21 protein-coding genes are annotated in these 20,891 nt (G+C 68.0%); 8 read left to right on the top strand and 13 right to left on the bottom strand.

Annotated features, from left to right (window positions below; all coding sequences use genetic code 11):
* Position 1: 1 nt before the first annotated feature.
* The gene (locus AB3147_RS12555; protein WP_367352066.1) at positions 2-838 is read right to left on the bottom strand and encodes a CPBP family intramembrane glutamic endopeptidase; all 837 of its coding nucleotides are present in this window, start codon (positions 836-838) and stop codon (positions 2-4) included.
* A 276-nt stretch (positions 839-1,114) separates the two neighbouring features.
* On the opposite strand from AB3147_RS12555, the gene AB3147_RS12560 reads away from it, so the two are divergent.
* Entirely contained in the window at positions 1,115-1,489 is a 375-nt protein-coding gene (locus tag AB3147_RS12560; protein WP_056560668.1) for an MAPEG family protein, read from the top strand.
* Between the two features lie 60 nt (positions 1,490-1,549).
* On the opposite strand, the gene AB3147_RS12565 is transcribed toward AB3147_RS12560, so the two are convergent.
* From AB3147_RS12565 to AB3147_RS12610, 10 genes are all read right to left on the bottom strand, one after another.
* Positions 1,550-1,984 carry a carboxypeptidase-like regulatory domain-containing protein gene (locus tag AB3147_RS12565; RefSeq protein ID WP_367352067.1) on the bottom strand — a complete coding sequence of 145 codons (435 nt, stop codon included), beginning with the start codon at positions 1,982-1,984 and terminating at the stop codon, positions 1,550-1,552.
* 142 nt (positions 1,985-2,126) lie between these two features.
* Positions 2,127-2,912, bottom strand: a complete 786-nt coding sequence (locus tag AB3147_RS12570; protein WP_367352068.1) for an NRDE family protein — start codon at positions 2,910-2,912, stop codon at positions 2,127-2,129.
* A 3-nt stretch (positions 2,913-2,915) separates the two neighbouring features.
* Entirely contained in the window at positions 2,916-4,940 is a 2,025-nt protein-coding gene (locus AB3147_RS12575; protein WP_367352069.1) for an FUSC family protein, read from the bottom strand.
* A gap of 23 nt (positions 4,941-4,963) precedes the next feature.
* Positions 4,964-5,446, bottom strand: coding sequence for a YbaK/prolyl-tRNA synthetase associated domain-containing protein (locus AB3147_RS12580; protein ID WP_175185394.1), 483 nt, complete (start codon positions 5,444-5,446; stop codon positions 4,964-4,966).
* Positions 5,447-5,512: 66 nt separating this feature from the next.
* Positions 5,513-6,244 carry a response regulator transcription factor gene (locus AB3147_RS12585; RefSeq protein WP_175185393.1) on the bottom strand — a complete coding sequence of 244 codons (732 nt, stop codon included), beginning with the start codon at positions 6,242-6,244 and terminating at the stop codon, positions 5,513-5,515.
* A 132-nt stretch (positions 6,245-6,376) separates the two neighbouring features.
* Positions 6,377-7,846 (bottom strand): efflux transporter outer membrane subunit, encoded by a 1,470-nt coding sequence (locus AB3147_RS12590; protein WP_367352070.1) that lies wholly within the window; start codon positions 7,844-7,846, stop codon positions 6,377-6,379.
* A gap of 5 nt (positions 7,847-7,851) precedes the next feature.
* Positions 7,852-8,997, bottom strand: coding sequence for an ABC transporter permease (locus AB3147_RS12595; protein ID WP_175121761.1), 1,146 nt, complete (start codon positions 8,995-8,997; stop codon positions 7,852-7,854).
* Entirely contained in the window at positions 8,994-9,941 is a 948-nt protein-coding gene (locus AB3147_RS12600; protein ID WP_175136667.1) for an ABC transporter ATP-binding protein, read from the bottom strand. The genes AB3147_RS12595 and AB3147_RS12600 overlap by 4 nt, the downstream gene beginning before the upstream one ends.
* Positions 9,938-10,891, bottom strand: coding sequence for an HlyD family secretion protein (locus tag AB3147_RS12605; protein WP_367352071.1), 954 nt, complete (start codon positions 10,889-10,891; stop codon positions 9,938-9,940). The genes AB3147_RS12600 and AB3147_RS12605 overlap by 4 nt, the downstream gene beginning before the upstream one ends.
* Positions 10,892-10,893: 2 nt before the next feature.
* On the bottom strand, positions 10,894-11,646 hold the full coding sequence (locus AB3147_RS12610) for a TetR/AcrR family transcriptional regulator (protein WP_367352072.1): 753 nt from the start codon (positions 11,644-11,646) through the stop codon (positions 10,894-10,896).
* 162 nt (positions 11,647-11,808) lie between these two features.
* Between AB3147_RS12610 and AB3147_RS12615 the strand changes: the two genes are divergently transcribed.
* The 3 genes from AB3147_RS12615 to AB3147_RS12625 all read left to right on the top strand — a co-directional run bounded on the left by AB3147_RS12615 (position 11,809) and on the right by AB3147_RS12625 (position 14,279).
* Positions 11,809-12,858, top strand: coding sequence for an NADP-dependent oxidoreductase (locus AB3147_RS12615; RefSeq protein WP_367352073.1), 1,050 nt, complete (start codon positions 11,809-11,811; stop codon positions 12,856-12,858).
* Positions 12,855-13,535: a type 1 glutamine amidotransferase domain-containing protein gene (locus tag AB3147_RS12620; protein WP_175136663.1), complete on the top strand. Its 681-nt coding sequence runs from the start codon at positions 12,855-12,857 to the stop codon at positions 13,533-13,535. Before AB3147_RS12615 ends, AB3147_RS12620 begins: the two co-directional genes overlap by 4 nt.
* Before the next feature lie 144 nt (positions 13,536-13,679).
* Positions 13,680-14,279, top strand: coding sequence for an HD-GYP domain-containing protein (locus tag AB3147_RS12625; protein WP_175185388.1), 600 nt, complete (start codon positions 13,680-13,682; stop codon positions 14,277-14,279).
* A gap of 17 nt (positions 14,280-14,296) precedes the next feature.
* Here AB3147_RS12625 and AB3147_RS12630 read toward each other — a convergent pair whose 3' ends face one another.
* Together AB3147_RS12630 and AB3147_RS12635 are read right to left on the bottom strand one after the other, a co-directional pair.
* Positions 14,297-15,895: a glycerol-3-phosphate dehydrogenase/oxidase gene (locus AB3147_RS12630; protein ID WP_367352074.1), complete on the bottom strand. Its 1,599-nt coding sequence runs from the start codon at positions 15,893-15,895 to the stop codon at positions 14,297-14,299.
* A gap of 92 nt (positions 15,896-15,987) precedes the next feature.
* Entirely contained in the window at positions 15,988-16,779 is a 792-nt protein-coding gene (locus AB3147_RS12635; RefSeq protein WP_367352075.1) for a DeoR/GlpR family DNA-binding transcription regulator, read from the bottom strand.
* A gap of 221 nt (positions 16,780-17,000) precedes the next feature.
* On the opposite strand from AB3147_RS12635, the gene AB3147_RS12640 reads away from it, so the two are divergent.
* From AB3147_RS12640 to AB3147_RS12655, 4 genes are read left to right on the top strand one after another with little or no spacing between them, the layout of a single operon-like run.
* Complete coding sequence (locus AB3147_RS12640) at positions 17,001-18,086, top strand: ABC transporter ATP-binding protein (protein ID WP_367352076.1); 1,086 nt, start codon at positions 17,001-17,003, stop codon at positions 18,084-18,086.
* Positions 18,086-19,174, top strand: a complete 1,089-nt coding sequence (locus AB3147_RS12645) for an ABC transporter ATP-binding protein (RefSeq protein WP_175136659.1) — start codon at positions 18,086-18,088, stop codon at positions 19,172-19,174. The genes AB3147_RS12640 and AB3147_RS12645 overlap by 1 nt, the downstream gene beginning before the upstream one ends.
* A complete protein-coding gene (locus AB3147_RS12650) occupies positions 19,171-20,061 on the top strand; it encodes a carbohydrate ABC transporter permease (protein WP_175121750.1) in 891 nt (296 codons plus the stop codon). Before AB3147_RS12645 ends, AB3147_RS12650 begins: the two co-directional genes overlap by 4 nt.
* Entirely contained in the window at positions 20,054-20,866 is an 813-nt protein-coding gene (locus AB3147_RS12655; RefSeq protein ID WP_175136658.1) for a carbohydrate ABC transporter permease, read from the top strand. Before AB3147_RS12650 ends, AB3147_RS12655 begins: the two co-directional genes overlap by 8 nt.
* Positions 20,867-20,891: the final 25 nt, after the last annotated feature.

The raw sequence follows: 20,891 nt of genomic DNA on the forward strand, positions 1-20,891 counted from the left end.
TTCAGAACGCGGCGCGCATCGGATAGGTGAACAATCCGAAGTGGGCCGCGTTCAAGCCCAGATGCGCCAGCACGGCGGCGCCCAAACCGCCGTAACGATAGGCCGCGCCATACGCCGTACCCGCCAGGCCAGCCAGCAGCATCCACTGCCAACCGCCCGCGTAATGGGTCAATCCGAACAGCACGGCCGCCACGGCCACCGCCGCCCACGCGCCCCATGCGCGATGGCGCCACCACTGCGCCAGGCGTTGCTGCACATAACCTCGGAACAGCGCCTCTTCCGCCAGCGTCACCAGCAAGGCATTGTTGATCAGCCAGATCCAGCCTGAGGCCGGCCACTTCGGCGCCCATGCCACCACGCCCAGCGCCAGCGCCAATCCCAGGCAGACCGCCACCGCGGCTGCGCAGGCGAGGATCGCCGCCTGCAAGGTCAGGCGGGCATGGGCCGCGGCCATGGGCGGCGCCAGCACCAGCACCACCCAGAAGCCCACGAGCGGTTTGTCCAGATTCAGGTACATGCTGAAAGGAACTGCATCCGGACTGAGCGGCGCGGGATCAATCACGCGCAGGTTGTGAAAGCCGGGCAGCAGATGTGCAAAGAGCAGCACGGCCAGGATCACGAAGAGTCCGTGCCCGGCCATGCGCGCGGCCGGCCCCGCGTGGGATCGCACCAGCGCCGCGGCAACCAGCAGCAGCGCGGGCCATGCGAGCGCAACGAGGTCGACCGATCCGTCGGCCAATGCCCAGAGCCATGTCACCGCCAGCGGGGCAAGCGCCCAGCGGCGTGTGCCGGGCGGCCATAGCAAGGCGGCGGCCAGGAACAGGGCAAACCAGGGCATGACAGGCGGCATCGACGGGCGGGCGGCAATCGCAAAGGACCGAGTGTAAGCGCGGTCTTCGGCAACCTTGGCGCTTTCGACGCCGGCGTGTTTGATGCGGCCAACGCCAACGCCAACTTCAGCTCCAACGCCGGCGGTGCCACTCGTGCCGCCCGAGCCGCCCGAGCCCCCCACAGCGCCTTTGCCTTCCCCCGCTTTTCAGGCGACCATGCGGCAGCGGCGGCACACGCCCCGCGCGTCCGGCGGACACAAAAGCCGCCAGCAATGGAGTCAGGAATGAAGACAATCGCGTGGTTGATGTTGGCGGCGGCGCTGCTGCCGTTCGTGTCCACGATCATCGCCAAGGCAGGCGGCAAGAAATTCGACAACAACGACCCGCGGGCCTGGCTGGCCCGGCAGGAGGGTTGGCGCGCGCGTGCCAACGCCGCGCAGGTCAACACCTTTGAGGCGCTGCCGTTCTTCTACGCCGCCGTGCTGTTTGCGCTGTATAACCAGGCATCCCCCGCGCACGTCGCGACGCTGATGGCGTGCTGGCTGGGCACGCGGCTGGGCTATCTGGCGATGTACTTGGCGAACTGGGGCGCGCTGCGCTCGCTGGTCTGGACGGCGGGCGTGGGCTTTGTCATTGCGATCCTGTTCGCGGGCGTCTGACGCGTCCGGCGCCTTGGAACAGGATAGGGGCGCGGCCGTATCAGCCGCGCCTCAGTGCCATCACTTCCACTCGAACATGGCGCGCGCGGTGCCCGAGCCTTGCACGGTGACCTCGCGTTCCTGCGCCTTGCCATCAAACGTGGCCGAGATGCGGTAGTTGCCCTCCGGCAGCTTCACCAGCATGTAGGGCCCCTGCGCGGTCGTCTGCAACACGGCCTTGCCCTGCGCATCCCGGATCGCGACGGTCACGTCGGCGACGTAATCGGCCTTGCCGCCGCGTTGTGCAGCAAAGGTCAATGCCAGCGGATAACTGCTGGACGCGGCTTTCATGGATTCGGATTCGTCGATGCCGATGCCGCCGCTGACATATTCGATAGCGCCCTGGTGCTGCACGGGCGGCATGGCCGCTTGGGCGGTGGACAGGACACCCGCTAAAGCAAAGGTGCCCAGGGTCATGGCGGCGGCGATCGTGCAGCGTTCAAAACGTTTGTTCATGGAGTTCTCCTGCAGAAAAACCGGCGTGGCAGCGCGTTGTGGCTGCCTCCGCCGGTAGCTTGCAACCATTCGACGTGCGCGCGCAAGGCGAGTTCGCGTCCGTCCGCCTCGGAAATCAACCGTTTGTATTAGGCGCCGCGCATCACACGCCGCCGCCGGCCGCCTGCCAGGAAAACGTCAGGTGGCTGACGCCGCTGACCGAGCCGTCCGGGGCGAAACGCCGTTCCTCCAGTTCGCCGGCGCCATTGCCGTGCAGCGCCATGACGCTGGAACTGCGCGTGCCATATTCCGGGCTGACAATGAACGGGCTGCTCAAGAGGCGTTCGCGCGCCAAGGGCAGGCCGGTGGCCGGCAGGTCGGCGTCGTCCGCCGGGCTGCGGTCGCCGAGCGCGGTAAACAGCGCGGGCAGGTCGGGCTGCGACGGATGTTCCAGCACGGCCGAGAACGCCGCCTTCGTGCGCGCCAGTTTGGGCCAGGGCGTGTCCAGCAGATGGTTGGACAGGGCGTAGATGCCGGGGTCCAACGCACGCGGCCCGCCGTCGCGATTGCTCAGATACCACGCCTGCCGCGTGTCGCCCACGATCAGATTGAAGCCGTTGTACGCCTGGTCCATGGCGTGCACCGTCTCAAGGTAGGCCTGCGGCGTCATTTCGCCGCGCAGAAAGTCCTCGACCAGCGCGCCGCGCGAAGGGGCGTTGTCCAGATGCCGGCCGGGCTCGCGGAAGTTGGTGACCAACGCATAGCGCCCCTGAACGGTTGCGCCCATCCAGGTGCCGCCCGCCTGACCATCGCGCCCGGCGTAGATGGCTGGCGCGTCGGGCCATGGCGCCGCGGGAAGGGTGGGACGCGCATGAAATTCGTCGCGGTTCGCGGCGATCAGCACGGGGATGCCGGGCAGCGTATGCAGAGCCAGTACGGCAAGACACATGATTCAGACCTGATGAAGGGGGGAAGGGGCGGCGGGGCGGCCGGGCGTTGCCGTGAAGTCGGGGCCGGCCAGCGTGACGCGCAGGGATTCGATTTCGGCGGCGACGTCCCGCAGCGCCGGTGATGGCGCCACGATGGGGGCGGCGGGCACGGGCAGGCCTTGTTCGACGGCGGCGGCAATGCTGTCCAGCGCGGCGGCCAATTGGGCGACCTGCGCGGCGGCGGGCGCGTCCTGACCGGCGGGCAGCGACCAGGCCGTGTCCGAAATCGCGTTGGCCACGCGTTCCAGTGCGACTTCCACCGGCCACCAGGCCAGTGCGCGGCGGCTGACCAGCCTGGGTTCGGACAGCCCGCGCTGCAGGGCGATGCGCAGGTCCGACAGGCGCGCGTAGGCGCCGGCGCGCAGGTCATGCCGGTTGCCAGGGTCGGTCTGGAAGACGGTGTTCAGGTAGGCCGCCAGCGTGGACGTGGCGGCGGAAACGGCATGGTCCAGGTTGCTGCGTTCGATGCGGATCCACGGCAGGTAGCCCACCAGCAGCACAATGGCCGCCGCAACCCCCACATCGATCAGCCGCGCCAGCGCAATGGCCCAGCTTCCCGGCTGCAGCGCCCCGATCAGCAGCATGAGGATCGGCACCAGAATCGCCGAGAACAGCCCGTAGTTGCGCCGTATCGACCACGGCAGCAACGCGGCCAGCGCAGCAACGGTAAGCAGGCTGGCCAGACCGCCACGATCCAGCGCAAGCACGGTGGCGCTGATCGCCACGCCGACCACGCTGCCCGCGCAGCTTTGCAGCGCGCGCGCGAACACGGAGCCGAAGTTGGGCTTGAACACCACCACGACGATCAGCGGCACCCAGTAGGACCGCGGCAGCGCGGCCGCCAGGGCGACGGCCTCGGCGGCGACGAGGCACAGGCCCAACCGGACCAGGTAACGCACCGTCGTCGGCCCGGGCCGGTACGTGCGGATCAGCACCCGCCACGGCGTGCGCGCCGGTGCGGGCTGCAGGGTGGCGAAGGCGTCGGCCTCGGTGGCCTGGATGGCTTCCGTGGCCCCGGGGCCCTGGTTGGCCTGGCTGGCCCGCGCGCCGTGCAGCAGCGGCTGCACCTGTTCCAGCGCCTCGGCCAACTGCGGCATGCCGGCGCGGTGCAGCGCGGCGATGTCGTCGCGGGCGTCCGGTGGCGCATCGTTTTCGACCCGGTCGGCCAGATGGTTCATGACCCGGGCACATTCGTCCGGCAACACGCGGCCGGCGCGCGCCAGCGCCAGCGCGGCGTTGGTGAGCGGCGTGCAGGCCTGCAACTGTGCGGCCAGCCGCGCCAGCCTGGGCGACGGACCCGCCGACCGGCCCCGCGCGGCCAGGACGGTGTCGTAGGCCGTGGCCATGGCGGCTTCCATGTCGCGGCGCGCGGCCATCACGCGCGAGGTGCCGATGGCCGCGAACATCGCCGCCAGCTTGCGGTAGGCCTGCGCCACGGCGGCCCGCTCCGGCGCGATCGGGTTGACGACCCAACCGGACAGCGTCAGCGCCAGCCCGAACAGGCCGCCCACGCCCACCAGCACCGGCGGCAGCCAGGGCGGCAGCGTGGGCGTCAAGCTGGAGCCGACGATGACATACGTGGCGAATTGCAGCGTCGCGACCGCGGCGATGTTGTTGAAGGTGCCGACCAGGCTGGCCGCCAGCACCAGCAGCGTCATGCCGGCGGACGTCCACAGGCCGTGGCCCGACATCAGGTTGCCCAGCAGATAACTGAACGCGCCGCCGAACACCGTGGAACCGATGGAAAGCGCGCGGTTGCGGTAGGGGCCGCCGTTGTCGCCCGTGATGGCGGGCAGCGCGCCCAGCGCCACCAGCGCGGCCGCCGCACCCTGGTCCAGCGCCATGCCCACCGCGGTCGGCAGGCCGATGGCCAGGGCGGCGCGCAGCATCACCCAGGGGTTGACCGGCGACGGCTCCATGTGCGCCAGGCTCATCAGCCAGCGCATGTTGGAGGCGCGCGCGCCGTGGGTCATCAAAGGGCGGGACAAGGTGGCCTCATGGGCGGCGCCGGTCAGGCCTTGATCAGCGGCGCCTCGTCGGGCGCGGCCAGGCGGAAGTAGTCGTCGGTGTTCAGCAGGATGGACGCGTCCAGGCGTCCGGCGTTGAACACGATTTCGTCGTGGCGCTCGCGCAGGCTGGGATCCACCAGCAGCGTCAGGTCGGGATTGAAGCTGAAGGGCGGGATGGCGCCGATCTCGCAGCCCGTGAGTTCACGTGCCAGGTCCTGCGAGGCCAGCGAGGCCTTCTTGCCGCCCGCCGCCCGCGCGATGGCGTCCAGGTCGGCCTGTTTGTCCGCCGGAAAGACGGCGAGCACGTTCTTGCGCTGGTTGGACGAGATCTTCACGCGGCAGACCAGCGCCTTGGCGCCCTGGCTGACCTCGGTGCCGCGGATGGCGGCCACTTCGACGGACTTGCCGGCGGCAGCGTGTTCGAGCAGGCGGTAGCGCGCCTGATTCTGGATGAGCAGGGCTTGCAGGCGTTCAAAGACTTCCATGGGACGGATGGGGCAGAGGCGGGCCGGGAGTCGGCCCTGTACGCGGAATCATACGCCCGCCGCGCGTCAGATTTCCCCGGTGAACGCGTAGCCCCAGCCCCAGACGGTGCGAATGGGCAGTTCCACGTCGACGTCCTGCGCCTTGCGCCGCAGGCGGCTGACGACGACGTCCGTGCGGCGCATGGATTCGCGGCCGGAATGCGGGTCGATGCCAGGCGGATCGCCGCGCGGCATGCGCTTGTCCGGCGCGCCGGTCAGCTTGAGCAGGAACTCGCGCTCGGCCTGGGTCAGCGCCAGGCGTCTGCCCTGGGGGCTGACCAGCGTCCAGGCGGCGTCCAGGAATTGCCACTTGCCGGTCGGCTCGGCGGACGCCACGGGCGGCGGCGCGGGCCGGGCATCGGCCTCGGCCGCCCCGCGGCGGTTGGCGGTGGTGGGGACCCGGCGCACCAGCGCCTGCAGGGCTGCGGCGATTTCGCCGGTGACGACCTCGGGCGAAAAGCAGGCGTCGGCGCCGCAATGCAGGCCGAGGATGCGGTTCTCAGGGGTATCGAAGGCGGAAATGGCAACGATGCCGGCGGTGGTGTCCATGGCGCGCAGACCTGCGACGGCCATGCAGAGATCGGTGAACTCGGCCTGCATCACGAGCAGCGGGGTGCGGCGGGCCTGAAACAGGCGGAACAGTCCGTTGGAGTCTTCGCAAGGGCGCGGCGAGAACCCCATTTCGGCCAGTTCGTCGCTACGGCGGACGCGCTGGCCGGCGTCGGGCGCGAAGACGATCAGGTCTAATAGGTCATTCATGAAATCGTTGTAAACATCATGCAGCTTGAGCGCTTGCATGATGACGGGATACCGCGCTTTCCCAAGCCCCGCACAACGACACTTTCCTACCCGAATTCTCGGACATAGGCGCGCAGAGCGCCTTTTGCGGGCTTACGGGGCGGGAGCAACCGCCTCATTCCACCAGCCGCCGCCCAGCGCTTGTAACAATGCCGCCGTGTCGGTGTAGCGCGCGGCATCCGCTTCGATGCGCGAAATCCTGGTCTGCAACACCTGCCGCTGGCTGTCCAGGAGGCTCAGGTGGCTGATGCCGCCGGCCTGGTAGCGGCCCGCCGCGATGCGTTCGGCTTCGTCTGCGCGGCGCCACGCATCGTCGTAGGCCGCGAAGGCGTCACCGTCCGTCTGCAGCGCGCGCAACGCATCGGCCACCTGGCGAAAGCCGTCAAGCACCGTCTGGCGAAATGATGCGGCGGCAGCGTCGTACGCCGCTTCCGCCGAGCGCTTGCGGGCCCGCAGCTCGCCACCATGAAAAAGAGGCTGAACCAGCCCGAGACCCAGGTTCCACACGTTGACGCCGTCTGACAGTTCGTTCACGCCCGTGCGCTGCGACCCGAAACTGGCGGTCAGCGTGAACTGCGGATACAGGTTGGCCGTGGCCACGCCCACGTCGGCCGACGCCTTGCGCCACAGGGCTTCGGCCGCCAGGATGTCGGGCCGCTGGCGCGTCAGCGCCGAGGGCACGCCAGTCGGAACGTCGGGCGGCAGCGTCAGGTCTGCCAGGCGCAGCGGCGGCGTTTCCAGGGCGGCGGGCAGCACGCCCAGGTAGGTGGCAAGCTGGTGGGTCACCTGCGCAAGCTGGTATTCCAGCGGCGGCACGGTGGCGCGGGTCTGCGCGACCAGCAGCTCCTGGTTGCGCAGATCGGCCAGGGCAATGCCGCCGGCGTCCAGGCGCTTGCGCATGATGTCCTGCTGGCTGACTTGCGCCGCCAACAGGTCGCGCGTGGCGGTCAGCCGCTCGGCCAGATCCGCCTGGCGGATCGCGGCGGTGACCACGTTGGCCGCCAGCGACATGCGCGCCGCCTGCAACTCGTGCGCCTGGTAATCCGTTTGCGCGGCCAGGCTTTCCAGCGCGCGGCGGTTGGCGCCGAACACGTCCAGCGTGTAGGACACGTCGATCGAGGCGTTGTACAGCGTGAAAGGCGGGGGCGGCTCGGCCACCGGCACGCCATAGGCGGCGGGATCGACCTTCTTGCGCGCCGCCGACAGATTGCCGTCCACCGCGGGCAGCATGCGCCCGCCGGTGTCCGCGGCCAGGTCTTCCTGCGCCTGCCGCAAGCGCGCACGCGCTTCTTCCAGCGTGGGACTGGCGTCCAGCGCCTGCCGCACCAGCCGGTCCAGCGCGTCCGACCGGAACAATTGCCACCACTGCGCGGGAATGTCGGCGCCCGCTTGCAGCCGCTGCTGGCCCGCGGGCAGCGCGTCCTGCCCGTCTGGCGTATAGGTTGCTACGTCCGGCGCGGCGGGCGTATCGAAGTCGGGGCCGACCGCGCAGGCCGACAGCAGCGCGCACAGCGCCATCGAGACCAGGGGGCGGTAAGCGGGCGTGAAGGGGGGGCGGGACATGGGCTTCAATCCAGGGTGCGGCGGTAGAACTTCACGGCGGCGGTCATGACGATGACGGTGAACAGCATCAGGGGCCAGATGTTGGGCCACAGGTCCCACCAGCCGTTGCCCTTGAGCAGGATGCCGCGGATCAGCCGGTTGAAATACGTCAGCGGCAGCAGGTTGCCCAGGTGCTGCGCCCACATCGGCATGCCCTGGAACGGAAACATGAAGCCGGACAGCAGCATGTTCGGCAGGAAATAGAACATGGTCAGCTGCATCGCCTGCAACTGGTTCTGCGCCAGCGACGACAGCGTGATGCCGACGGTCAGGTTCGCCGCGACGAACAGCAGCGCGGCCAGGTACACGGACAGCAGGCTGCCCATGATGGGCACGTGGAAGACGAAATGCGCCGCCGCGAGAATGATGCTGGCCTGGATCAACCCGATGGCGATGTACGGCACGATCTTGCCCGTCATCACCTCGATCGGCCGCACCGGCATCGCCAGCAGGTTTTCCATGGTGCCGCGTTCGCGCTCGCGGGTCATCGCCAGTCCGGTCATCATCACCAGCGTCATCGTCAGGATCACGCCCATCAGCCCCGGCACGGTGTTGTATTGCGAGATCTGCTCTTCGTTGTAGAGCTGGTGGATGCGCACGTCGAAAGGCGGCTGGCCGCCCGCCAGACTGGCAAGCGGTCCGGTCAAATCCTTTTGCGCGACGGCCTGCGTCAGCTGCGTTGCTGCGCCCAGCGCCATCCCGGTCGCCATGGGGTCGGTGGCATCGGCTTCGATCAGCAGCGCCGGTCGTTCGCCGCGCAGCAGGCTGCGCGTGAAATCCGGCGGAATGGTCACGACGAACAGCACGCGGCCCTGCGCCAGCGCGGCGCGGCCCGCTTCCTCGGTGTCCAGTTCCTCGACGATGTGAAAGTAGTCCGACGAGCGCATCGCCGCGATGAAGCTGCGCGTGAACGGGCTGTGGTCCGCCGCGATGATGGCGGTGGGCATCTGGCGCGGATCGGTGTTGATGGCATAACCGAAGAGCGCGAGCTGCATGATCGGCAGGCCCACGATCATGCCGAAGGTAATGCGGTCGCGGCGCAGCTGCAGGAACTCCTTGAGCACCATGCTCCACCAGCGCGACCACGAAAAGCCGTTCAGGCGCGCTGTCATGGCTGGCCCGCGAAGTTGTCGGTGGACCGGTTCATCAGGTAGATGAAGACGTCCTCCAGGCTGGTGTCGATGCGTTCCAGGCGCAGATCCTGGCCTGCGATGGCCGCGCGCAGCGTGCTTTCCAGCGTGGCCGCGTCCCGGCCGCTGACGTGCAGCGCGGAGCCGAACGCGACCGTCTGGTCGACGCCGGGCGCACTGCGCAGTTGTTGGCCCAACGGCACCAGGTTGACGCCGTGGATCGCCCAGGTGGTCAGTTGCTGCTCGGCGATGACCTCGTCGGCGGTGCCTTGCGTCAGCAGCTTGCCGTACGAGATGTAGGCCAGCTTGTGGCAGCGTTCAGCCTCGTCCATGTAATGCGTGCTGACCAGCACCGAGATGCCGCGCGCCGCCAGTTCATGCAGCTGTTCCCAGAAGTCGCGCCGCGCCGTCGGATCCACGCCGGCCGTGGGTTCGTCCAGCAGCAACAGGCGGGGCTGGTGGAGCAGGCAGGCGGCCAGCGCCAGGCGCTGTTTCCACCCGCCGGACAAGGAGCCCGTCAATTGCCCGGCGCGCGTTTGCAGCCCGAGGTCCTGCAGGGCGCGGTCCACGGCCTCCTTGCGCTGCGGCATGCCGTACATGCGCGCGACAAAGTCCAGGTTCTCGCGGATGGTCAGGTCCTCCCAGTACGAGAACTTCTGCGTCATGTAGCCGACGTTGCGCTTGATCTCGGCGCTGTCGCGCAGGATGTCGTAGCCCAGGCATGTGCCGCTGCCGGAATCCGGCGTGAGCAGGCCGCACATGAGGCGGATGCACGTCGTTTTGCCGCTGCCGTTGGGCCCCAGGAACCCGAAGATTTCGCCTTCGCGAACCTGCAGCGACACGTCGTTCACGACATGCTTGTTGCCGAAGTGCTTGTTCAGGCCGCGTACGTCGATGACGTTGCCGCCGGCGTCGGGCGCGTTCATGGCAGCGTCGCCTCCACCGGCTGACCCGGATGCAGCCGCGCCGCCTGGTCGGGGGCGGGGCGGGCCTCCACCATGTACACCAGCTTGCTGCGGCTTTCGCGGCTGTAGATGACCGGCGGCGTGTATTCGGCCTGGTCAGACACGTAGTCGATGCGCACGGGGATCGGATCGCCGCAGCCGTCGCAGCGCAGCGTGGCCTGCTGGCCGATCTTCAGCGACCCGACCACCGTCTCCGGCACGAAGAACCGCACCTTGATGTTGCCGGGCGGCAGCAGGCTCACGACCGGACTGCCGGCCGGCACCCATTCGCCTACGCGGTACATGGTGTCGAAGATCCGCCCGGCGGCCGGCGCGGCCAGCTGCTTCTGGTTCAACGTCCACTCGGCCTGCGCCAGCGCGGCGTCGGCGGCCTCCACCTGGGAGGCCTGCGCGCGCCGGGCCTCGTCGCGGCCGGGCAGCCGGTTTACCTCGACCTGCGCCTGAAGTTCGCGAACGCGCGCCGCGTCCGACTGCGCCTGTTCGCGGCTGTCGTCCAACTGCGAGCGCGCGATGCCGCCGATGCGGAACTGCGCATTGTCGCGGGCCAGCTGCGCCGCGGACCGGCGGCTGGCGGCCTGCGCCTGCGCCAATTGCGCCAGGCTGACGTCGACCTCCGGCGCCCGCTTGCCGGTGGCGATGTCCTCCAATTGCGCGCGCGCCGCGGCCGCTTCTGCCTGCGCCTGATCGCGTGCCGCGGCCTCGCGTGTGGCGTCCAGTGCGTACAGCGGCTGGTTGGCATCGACCTGCTGGCCGCGCCGCACCACCAGGGTGTCCAGGCGGCCCGGTTCGGACGAGGCGACATACACGTAATCGCCTTCGACATAGCCCTGATAGAACGGCTGGTCGTTATTGCCGCAGCCGAAGAGCGGCAGCAAGGCGAGGGGGGCGGACAGGCGGCGTAAGGTGCGCATGGTCAGCGTCCTGGAGTCGGGGAGGGTAGAGACGGCGCGAACAGGCCGCCGGTCAGCATGGCGATGGCGTGGGCCGCAATCGCCTCGTTATCGATCGACTGCGCCACCGGGTCGTCCTGCCAGATGCGGCGCCACAGGTTGGACGTGGCAAGCGGCAACAGGGTCAGGCCGAGGATGGAAAGGAACACGAGGCGCGGTTCCACGCCCGGCGTGATGGCGCCGCGGCGCTGGCATTCGGCGATGAGGCCCGCGAACGCCTGCAGCCGGTCCGACGGCAGATGGCGCAGCACGCGATCTCGCAACTGGCCGCCTTCGTTGACGACCTCGTGCATCCACAACGACGGCAGCCAGGGCTTTTCCGTGGCGCTTTGCACCACGCGGCCGACCACTTCGGTGATGAAACCGCGGGCGGCGGCGGCCGGGTCGGGCGATGCGCCGGGCCCGGAGGCGGGAGCCCCGTCGATGACGGCCCCACCGCCCTCCAGCGGCACGGGCGCCCACACAAATCCGATCACGGGCACGATCCGTTCCAGCACCACTGCGTCGATCAACTGATCCCGGCTCTTGAAGTAGTAATGCAGCATCGCCGGCGTCACGCCCGCCCGCTGCGCAATGTTGGCGATGGTGGTGGCGGCGACGCCCTGGGCGGCGAACAATTGCGTGGCCAGATCCAGGAGATTGGCGCGGGCGGCGGCGTTGTCCGGACGGGGCGGGCGGCCGGGCCGGCGGGCGGGAAGGCGAGTGGGGGAAGACATGCGGCAGATTCTAATTAAAGACTTAATTAATTAAAAGAGGGTTCGATCAACAGGGTTTCAAGCCGGCCGCGCGGCCGTGGGTGGTGTAATGGGCCGGTTCCCCACCTGCCGCCCGGGGTTGTCCGCAAGGCCCGGCCGGCGCTACGAAGGAGACCGAACCTCATGCCGCAATCCGCATCCACCAACCGCCGCATCGTGCTGGCCGCCCGGCCGCACGGCGAACCCACCGATGCCGACTTCCGCCTGGAAACCGGCGACATCCCTCAACCGGGACCGGGCCAGGTGCTGCTGCGCACCGTCTATCTGTCGCTCGACCCCTACATGCGCGGCCGCATGAGCGACGCGCCGTCCTATGCCGAGCCCGTGCAGATCGGCGAGCCGATGGTGGGCGGCACGGTCACCCGCGTCCAGGCCTCCAACAATCCGCAGTTTCAGGTCGGCGAGTGGGTCCTGGCGCAGACCGGCTGGCAGGATTTCGCGGTGTCCGACGGCGCCGGCCTGTTGCGCCTGGGCGCCAATCCCGAAAACCCGTCGTGGTCGCTGGGCGTGCTGGGCATGCCGGGCTTCACCGGCTACATGGGGCTGCTGGACATCGGCGAGCCCAAGGCCGGTGAAACGGTCGTCGTCGCCGCGGCCAGCGGCGCGGTCGGCGCGGTGGTCGGCCAGATCGCCAAGATCCACGGCTGCAGGGTCGTCGGCATTGCGGGCGGGCCGGACAAGTGCCGCTACGTGGTCGAGGAACTTGGCTTTGACGAATGCGTGGACCACCGTCAGCCGGACCTGCCCGGGCGCCTGGCAAAGGCGGCGCCGCAAGGCATCGACGTGTATTTCGAAAACGTCGGCGGCGCGGTCTTCGATGCCGTGCTGCCCTTGTTGAACCCGCGCGCCCGCATCCCCGTCTGCGGCCTGATCTCGGCTTACAACGCCACCAGCCAGCCCGAGGGCCCGGATCGCCTGGCGCTGCTGATGCGCACCATCCTGACAAAGCGGCTGCGGATGCAGGGCTTCATCATCTTCAACGAATACGCGCATCGCTACGGCGAATTCCGCGAGGCCATGCAGGACCTCATCAAGCAAGGACGCATCAAATACCGTGAAGACGTGGTCGACGGCCTGGAGAACGCCCCGCGCGGGCTGATCGGGCTGCTCAAGGGTGAAAACGCCGGCAAGCGCATTGTGCGCGTCGGCCCTGACGAATGGAGCGCTACATGAACATCCTGATTGTGCTGACTTCCCACGACACGCTGGGCAACACGGGCCGCAAGACGGGTTTCTGGCTGGAAGAGTTTGCGGCGCCGTACTACGCGTTCCTGGACGCGGGCGCGAAGATCACGCTGGCCTCGCCGCTGGGCGGCCAGCCGCCGCTGGATCCCAAGAGCGACGATCCTGACGCCCAGACCGACGACACGCGCCGCTTCCAGAAAGACGCGGACGCGCAGCGCGTTTTGGCGTCCACGCGCCGGCTATCCGAAGTGCAGGCGTCGGATTACGACGCGGTCTTCTACCCGGGCGGTCACGGCCCGCTGTGGGATCTGGCCGAGGACGCCAAATCGGTGGCGCTGATCGAGACCATGCTGGCCGCGGGCAAGCCGGTCTCGGCCGTGTGCCATGCGCCGGGCGTGCTGCGCCATGCCAAGACCGCCGACGGCAAGCCGCTGGTGCAGGGCAGGCAGGTCACGGGCTTTTCCAATGCGGAAGAAGCCGCCGTGCAGTTGACCGATGTGGTGCCGTTCCTGGTGGAAGACGAGCTGAAAAAGCTGGGCGGGCTGTACAGCAGCGGGCCGGACTGGCAGTCGCATGTGGTCAGCGACGGCCTGCTCATCACGGGGCAGAATCCCGGCTCGTCGGTGGGCGTGGCCAAGGCGCTGCTGGAACGCCTGAAGGACTGAACGCCGTCTCGGCACAACAGCAGGAAGGCGAAGCCCGGCCCGCGCGCCAGACGCGCGGCGGCCGGACATCGTTGCGAATTGTGTCAGAATTCCGGCTTTCCGATATGCGCGCGCCGCCACGCCAGTGCGGCGCGCAGTTTTCCAATGCCCCCCGACGTACCCGACATATCCGCAGGATCCTATGAAGCGGCGCTCTTTGCCGCAATACAGGCGCGTGACCCGGCCACCGGCCGGCATTGCAATAGAGTGGCTGCGCTGAGCGTGGCGCTGGCCGAAGCCTGTGGACTGCCGGAGCACGAGGTGGACGTCATTGCCGTGGCCGCGCGGCTTCACGACGTGGGCAAGATCGCCACGCCCGATCGTGTGCTGCACAGCCCGCACCGGCTGGTATGGGAAGACTGGGAAATCATGAAGGCGCACGCCGCCGCGGGCGCTGCCCTCATCATGCAGACCGCGATGCCGCAGCGCGAAGCCATTGCGCTGGCGGTGCGGCACCATCACGAGCATGTCGACGGCTCCGGTTATCCGGACGGTCTTGCTGGCCACGCCATCCCGCTGCATGCGCGGATCATCTCGGTGGCCGATTCCTACGATGCGCTGGGCGATACGCGGCCCTACCATCCGGCGCGCTCGCACACGCAGATCATGGACATCCTGAACCAGGAGTCGGGATCGAAGTTCGATCCCGACCTGCTGCGTGTGTTCGAATCGTTGATCCGGGAAAGCCGCCTGCGCGTGCCGTAGCGGTTTACCGTAGCGAACTACTTCAGGCGATAGGTCGCCGCGACGGTGGCCAGGTCCTGCAGCGTGCGCTGCTGCCAGGCCGCGTCGTGGCCCAGTTCCTCGGCCAGGATGCGGGCCACTTCCGGCGCGGCCAGCATCGCGGCCTCGGCATCCAGGAACAGCGCGCGGTTGCGGCGCGCCAACACGTCCTCGGCACTGCGCGCCAGTTCAAAGCGCGCCGCAAAACGCACGTGCGCTTCGGTCAGGCCGCTGGCCTTGACCAGCATGCGCTGCGCGCCGGGCAACGCCTGCAACGTCGCCAGATCGCTGCCGTAGTAGCTGTCCGGCGTGCCGGCGTGTTCCTGCGACGGTGCAAGACCATTGGCGCCATGCAGCGGCAATGATTCGGTGCGGCACGAGGCCTGCGTCAGCAACTGATGCTGGATGGCGGTGTCGACCACGTCCTGCGCCATGCGGCGGTATGTCGTCCACTTGCCGCCGGTGACCGTCACGAGGCCGGCCTTGGACACCAGAATCGTGTGCTCGCGCGACAGCTTCTTGGTGGAGGCTTCGCCGGTCGCCTTGACCAGCGGACGCAGGCCGGCCCAGACGCTGGTCACGTCGTCGCGCGTCGGTTTGCGGCTGAGATAGCGCGCGGCGGTGCTCAGGATGAAATCCACGTCCTGTGCGCCGGCGTCCGGGTCCAGCGGCAGATCCTGGCGCGGCGTGTCGGTGGTGCCGACGATGGTGTGGCCGTTCCAGGGCACCACGAACAGCACGCGGCCGTCGTCGGTCTTGGGAATCAGCACGGCACGCTTGCCGGGCAGGAAATCCTGCGGCAGCGTCAGGTGCACGCCCTGGCTGGGCGCGACCATCGTCTGCGCGTTCTTGTCTTCCATGCGGCGTACGGCGTCCACCCACACGCCGGTGGCGTTGACCACGCAGCGCGCGCGCAGCGTGAACGACGCGCCGCCGATCACGTCCTGTGCGGTCACGCCGTCGACCTTGCCGTTGGTGGTGGTCAGGCCCGTGGCGCGCACGTAGTTGACTGCCGTGCCGCCCAGGTCGAACAGCGTGCGCATCAGGCTCATGGCCAGGCGCGCGTCGTCGAACTGGCCGTCGTAGTACAGCACGCCGCCCTTCAGGCTGCGCCCGCTGACGGTTTCCGCAAGGGTCGGGGCGTTGGCCAGCGTTTCGCGGCGCGACAGCCAGCGGCTGGGCGACAGGTTCAGCTTGCCGGCCAGCATGTCGTACATCTTCAGGCCGATGCCGTAGAACGGCTGGTCCAGCATCGTGTAGGCCGGCACCACAAAGCCCAGCGGCCACACCAGGTGCGGCGCGTTGCGGTTGAGCAGGCCGCGTTCATGCAGGGCCTCGCGCACCAGGCTGACGTTGCCTTGCGCCAGATAGCGCACGCCGCCGTGCACCAGCTTGGTGGCCTTGCTGGACGTGCCCTTGGCGAAGTCGGCGCCTTCGATCAGCAGCGTCCGGTAGCCGCGCGCGGCGGCGTCGACCGCCGTGCCCAGGCCGGTTGCGCCGCCGCCGATGACGATGACGTCCCAGGAATGCGTGTTGTCCAGCGTGTTCAGAAGACGGTTGCGGTCGGGCGGGGTGACGGGGGCGAGGGGTTGGTTCATGTTCTTTTAGGGCGGCAGGGCCGCGAGGTAAATGCGTCGATGTGCTTGCCGGCGGGGCTTGCGCGGACGATGCGTCCGCGGCGGCGCTCGGGTCAGGGTGTAGGTTTGGGGACGTGCGGCGCGGCGGCGACGTCGCAGCGCACGCCGGCGTCCAGCAACACTTGTGCCAGCGGTTCCTGCGGATGCGCGTCGGTGAAGAAGCGGTCGATCTGCGAGATATGCGCCAGTTCCACCATGGCCTGGCGCTTGAACTTGCTGCTGTCGGCGGCCAGCCAGACCTCGCGCGACTGCTCGATGATCGTGCGCGCCACGCGCACTTCGCGGAAGTCGTAATCGCGCAGGGTGCCGTCGGCCTCGATGCCCGAAATGCCGATCAGGCCGATGTCGACCTTGAACTGGCGGATGAAATCCATCGTGGCTTCGCCGACGATGCCGCGGTCGCGCGAGCGCACCACGCCGCCGGCGACTATGACTTCGCAATCCGGGTTGTCGGACAGGATGTCGGCCACGTGCAGGTTGTTCGTGATGACGCGCAGTCCGCGATGGCGCAGCAGCGCGCGCGCAATGGCTTCGGTGGTGGTGCCGATGTTCAGCATCAGCGAACAGCCGTCCGGCACGGCGCGGGCCACGGCTTCGGCGATGCGCTGCTTGCCCGCGGCGTGCAGCCCCTGGCGCTTGCGGTAGGCGATGTTCTCGATGGTGGAGGCTTCAATGCGCACCCCGCCATGAAAGCGCGACAGCAGGCCGGCTTCCGAAAGGATGTTGACGTCCCGCCGCACGGTCTGCAGCGTGACGTCGAAACGTTTGGCAAGCTCTTCGATCGAGGCCGAGCCCTGGGCCCGCACCATTTCGATCAGCGCGCTCTGTCGTGGATTCAGTGTCATGTTCGAATGATAAAACAACAAAAGCGAAAAATAATGACGCACCGCAAGATTGTTTTTTGTTCGCTTCTTCAGTAAAACGCACAAAAAACGAAAGCCATCTGAAAGAGTATGCTCATCGTGTTGCGCCCGCGCGGGAACGTGGGGGCGCGCAAGCTGGGACGCTGTGCCGAATACCGAAGTCCGTAGAAAACAGGGACGTATAAGTAGGTTGAGGAGACTAGATGCAGCTGACCTTGGACGGGATAGCTTTGCGGGCCGGCTCGCAGACGCACCTGTATCCCATGAGCCTGGCCCCGGTTCCGGGAGCCATGACCGTCCTGCTGGGGGCCACCCTGGCCGGCAAGACCTCGCTGATGCGCATCATGGCCGGGCTGGACCGGCCTTCCGAGGGCCACGTGCGGGTCGACGGCGCCGACGTCACCGGCGTGCCCGTCCGCCAGCGCAACGTGGCGATGGTCTACCAGCAGTTCATCAACTATCCGTCCATGTCGGTCTACGACAACATCGCCTCGCCGCTCAAGCTGCGCGGCGAGCGCGACACGCGTGAAAAAGTCCACGCCATGGCGGCGCGGCTGCACATCGACCATTTGCTGGACCGCTATCCGTCCGAACTGTCGGGCGGGCAGCAGCAGCGCGTGGCGCTGGCGCGCGCGCTGGCCAAGGATGCGCCGCTGATCCTGCTGGACGAGCCGCTGGTCAACCTGGACTACAAACTGCGCGAGGAATTGCGCGACGAACTCTCGGAATTGTTCGCGCAGGGGCGGTCGACCGTGGTCTACGCCACCACCGAACCGGGCGAGGCGCTGTTGCTCGGCGGCCACACCGCCGTTCTGGACGCGGGCGAACTGCTGCAATACGGCCCAACGGCCGAGGTTTTTCACCGGCCCAATTCGATCCGCGTGGCCCGCGCCTTCAGCGACCCGCCCATGAACCTGTTCGCCGCCCGCCGCCATAACGGCGGGTTCGTGCTTCAGGGCGGCGTGGCGGTGGACCGCGCGCTGCCGGCGGGCGCGGACGCCGAAATCACGGCCGGTCTGCGCGCCGGCGCGCTTGATGTGGAATTGCGGCCCGGACACGTCGAACTGCCCGGCCGGGTCAAGCTGGCCGAGATCTCCGGGTCCGACACGTTCGTGCATGCCGAGACGGCTGCGGGCGACGTGGTCGCCCAACTGCCCGGCGTGCACCGGTACACGCTGGACGAGCATGTGCGGCTGTATTTCGACCCCGCGCAGACCTACGCGTTTGGCCCGGACGGCGCGCTGCTCGCGGCGCCCCGGCAGCCGGCGGGCGCGGGCGAGGTGGCCTGATGGCGCAGATCGAGCTGGACCTGTCCCATTCGTACGTCGCCCATCCCAAGTCCGACGACGACTACGCCCTGCTGCCGCTGCAGTTCACCTTCCGCGACGGCGGGGCCTATGCTTTGCTCGGGCCCTCCGGCTGCGGCAAGACCACGCTGCTCAACTGCGTGTCGGGCCTCTTGCGACCCTCACACGGGCGCATCCTGTTCGACGGGCAGGACGTCACCGACAAGACCCCGCAGGCGCGCAACATCGCGCAGGTGTTCCAGTTTCCGGTGGTGTACGACACCATGACGGTCGCGGAGAACCTGGCGTTTCCGCTGCGCAACCGGGGCGTTGCGCCCGATCGCATCCGCGAGCGCGTGGGCCGCATCGCCGAAATGCTGGAAATGTCCAACGTGCTGGACCGCCGGGCCAGCGGGCTGACGGCGGATGCCAAGCAGAAGATCTCGCTGGGCCGCGGCCTGGTGCGCAGCGACGTGTCCGCGATTCTCTTTGACGAACCGCTTACCGTGATCGACCCGCAACTCAAGTGGGAACTGCGCCGCAAGCTCAAAGAGATCCATCACGAGTTCAAGCTGACGCTGATCTACGTGACCCACGACCAGACCGAGGCGCTGACCTTTGCCGATCAGGTCATGGTCATGGCGCGCGGCCGCGCCGTGCAGGTGGGCAGCGCGGATGATCTGTTCGAGCGGCCCGCGCACACCTTTGTGGGCCATTTCATCGGGTCGCCGGGCATGAACTTCCTGCCGGCGCAGTGGCGCGACGGCGCGCTGAGGGTGGGCCAGCACCGGTTGCAAGGCGTGCCGGCCGAGCTGGCCGTCAAGCTGGAAGGCGCGGGCCCCGTCAAGCTGGGCGTGCGGCCGGAATACCTGCGCGTGACCGATCCCGGGACGGCTGGCGCCGTGCCCATGCGCGTGGAACGCGTGCAGGACGTGGGCACCTACACGCTGCTGGTGGCTGACTTTGAAGGCACGCCGGTGCGCGCCCGCCTGGGCAGCAACGTCGTGGCCGGCGGCAAGGACGCCACGGTGTGGCTGACCGTGCTCAACCCGCACACCTGCTTCTACCGCGACGAGGAACTGATCCGATGAAACCCACCGATCACCGGGCCTGGTTCCTGGTCATGCCGGTTGTGCTGTGCGTGGCGTTCTCGGCCATCCTGCCGCTGATGACCATCGTCAATTATTCGGTGCAGGACATCATCTCGCCCGAGCGCCGCGTGTTCGTCGGCACCGAGTGGTTCGCCGCGGTGCTGCAAGACGAGGAACTGCACGGCGCGCTGTTCCGGCAGATCGGGTTTTCGTTTGCGGTGCTGCTGATCCAGATTCCGCTGGGCATCCTGCTGGCGCTGTCGATGCCGGCCAGCGGCTGGCGCGCGTCGGCCGTGCTGGTGATTATCGCGCTGTCGCTGCTGATTCCGTGGAACGTGGTCGGCACCATCTGGCAGGTGTTCGGCCGCACCGACATCGGGCTGCTCGGCGCCACGTTGTCCTGGCTGGGCGTGGACTACAACTACACGGGCAACGACGTCGACGCCTGGGTCACGGTGCTGGTCATGGACGTGTGGCACTGGACGCCGCTGGTTGCGCTGCTGTGCTACGCGGGGCTGCGCGCCATTCCGGACGCCTACTACCAGGCCGCGCGGATCGACGGCGCCTCGCGCTTTGCCGTGTTCCGGTACATCCAGCTGCCCAAGATGCGCGGCGTGTTGATGATTGCGGTGCTGCTGCGGTTCATGGACAGCTTCATGATCTACACCGAGCCGTTCGTGCTGACCGGCGGCGGCCCGGGCAACGCCACGACCTTCCTGTCGCAGTACCTGACGCAGAAGGCGGTGGGGCAGTTCGACCTGGGCCCCGCTGCGGCGTTTTCGATCATCTACTTCCTGATCATCCTGCTGCTTTGCTTCATTCTCTACAACTGGATGCAGCGCGCGGGCACCACGGGCGGTTTCGACGAGGAGCGGGGCAATGCGTGAGAAATCCACCTGGTGGCGCGGCGCCTTCCTGACGCTGTACCTGGTGTTCGCCATCCTGCCGCTGTACTGGATGCTGAACATGTCGTTCAAGTCGAACACCGAGATCGTCAGCACGCTGACGCTCTGGCCGCGCGACTTCACGTTCGAGCACTACCGCACCATCTTCACCGACCCGGCCTGGTATTCCGGCTACATCAATTCGCTGATCTACGTCGTCATCAACACGGTCGTCTCGCTGGCCGTGGCGCTGCCGGCCGCCTATGCGTTCTCGCGTTACCGCTTCATCGGCGACAAGCATGTGTTCTTCTGGCTGCTCACCAACCGCATGACGCCGCCGGCGGTATTCCTGCTGCCGTTCTTCCAGCTGTATAGCTCGTTCGGCCTGATGGACACGCACCTGGCGGTGGCGCTGGCGCACCTGGTGTTCAACGTGCCGCTGGCAGTGTGGATCCTGGAAGGCTTTATGTCCGGCGTGCCGCGTGAGATCGACGAGACCGCCTATGTCGACGGGTACTCGTTTCCGCGCTTTTTCCTGACGATCTTCCTGCCGCTCATCAAGTCGGGCGTGGGCGTGGCGGCGTTCTTCTGCTTCATGTTCAGCTGGGTGGAGCTGCTGCTGGCGCGCACGCTCACGTCGGTGAACGCCAAGCCCATCGTCGCGACCATGACGCGCACCGTATCGGCATCCGGCATGGATTGGGGCGTGCTGGCGGCCGCGGGCGTGCTGACCATCGTGCCGGGCGGCATCGTCATCTGGTTCGTTCGGCACTACATCGCGAAGGGCTTCGCGATGGGCCGCGTGTAGGCATCGGAATTACGGGAGGGCGTGC

Source organism: Achromobacter animicus (genome assembly GCF_040775605.1).
Taxonomy (GTDB): Bacteria; Pseudomonadota; Gammaproteobacteria; order Burkholderiales; family Burkholderiaceae_B; genus Achromobacter; species Achromobacter animicus.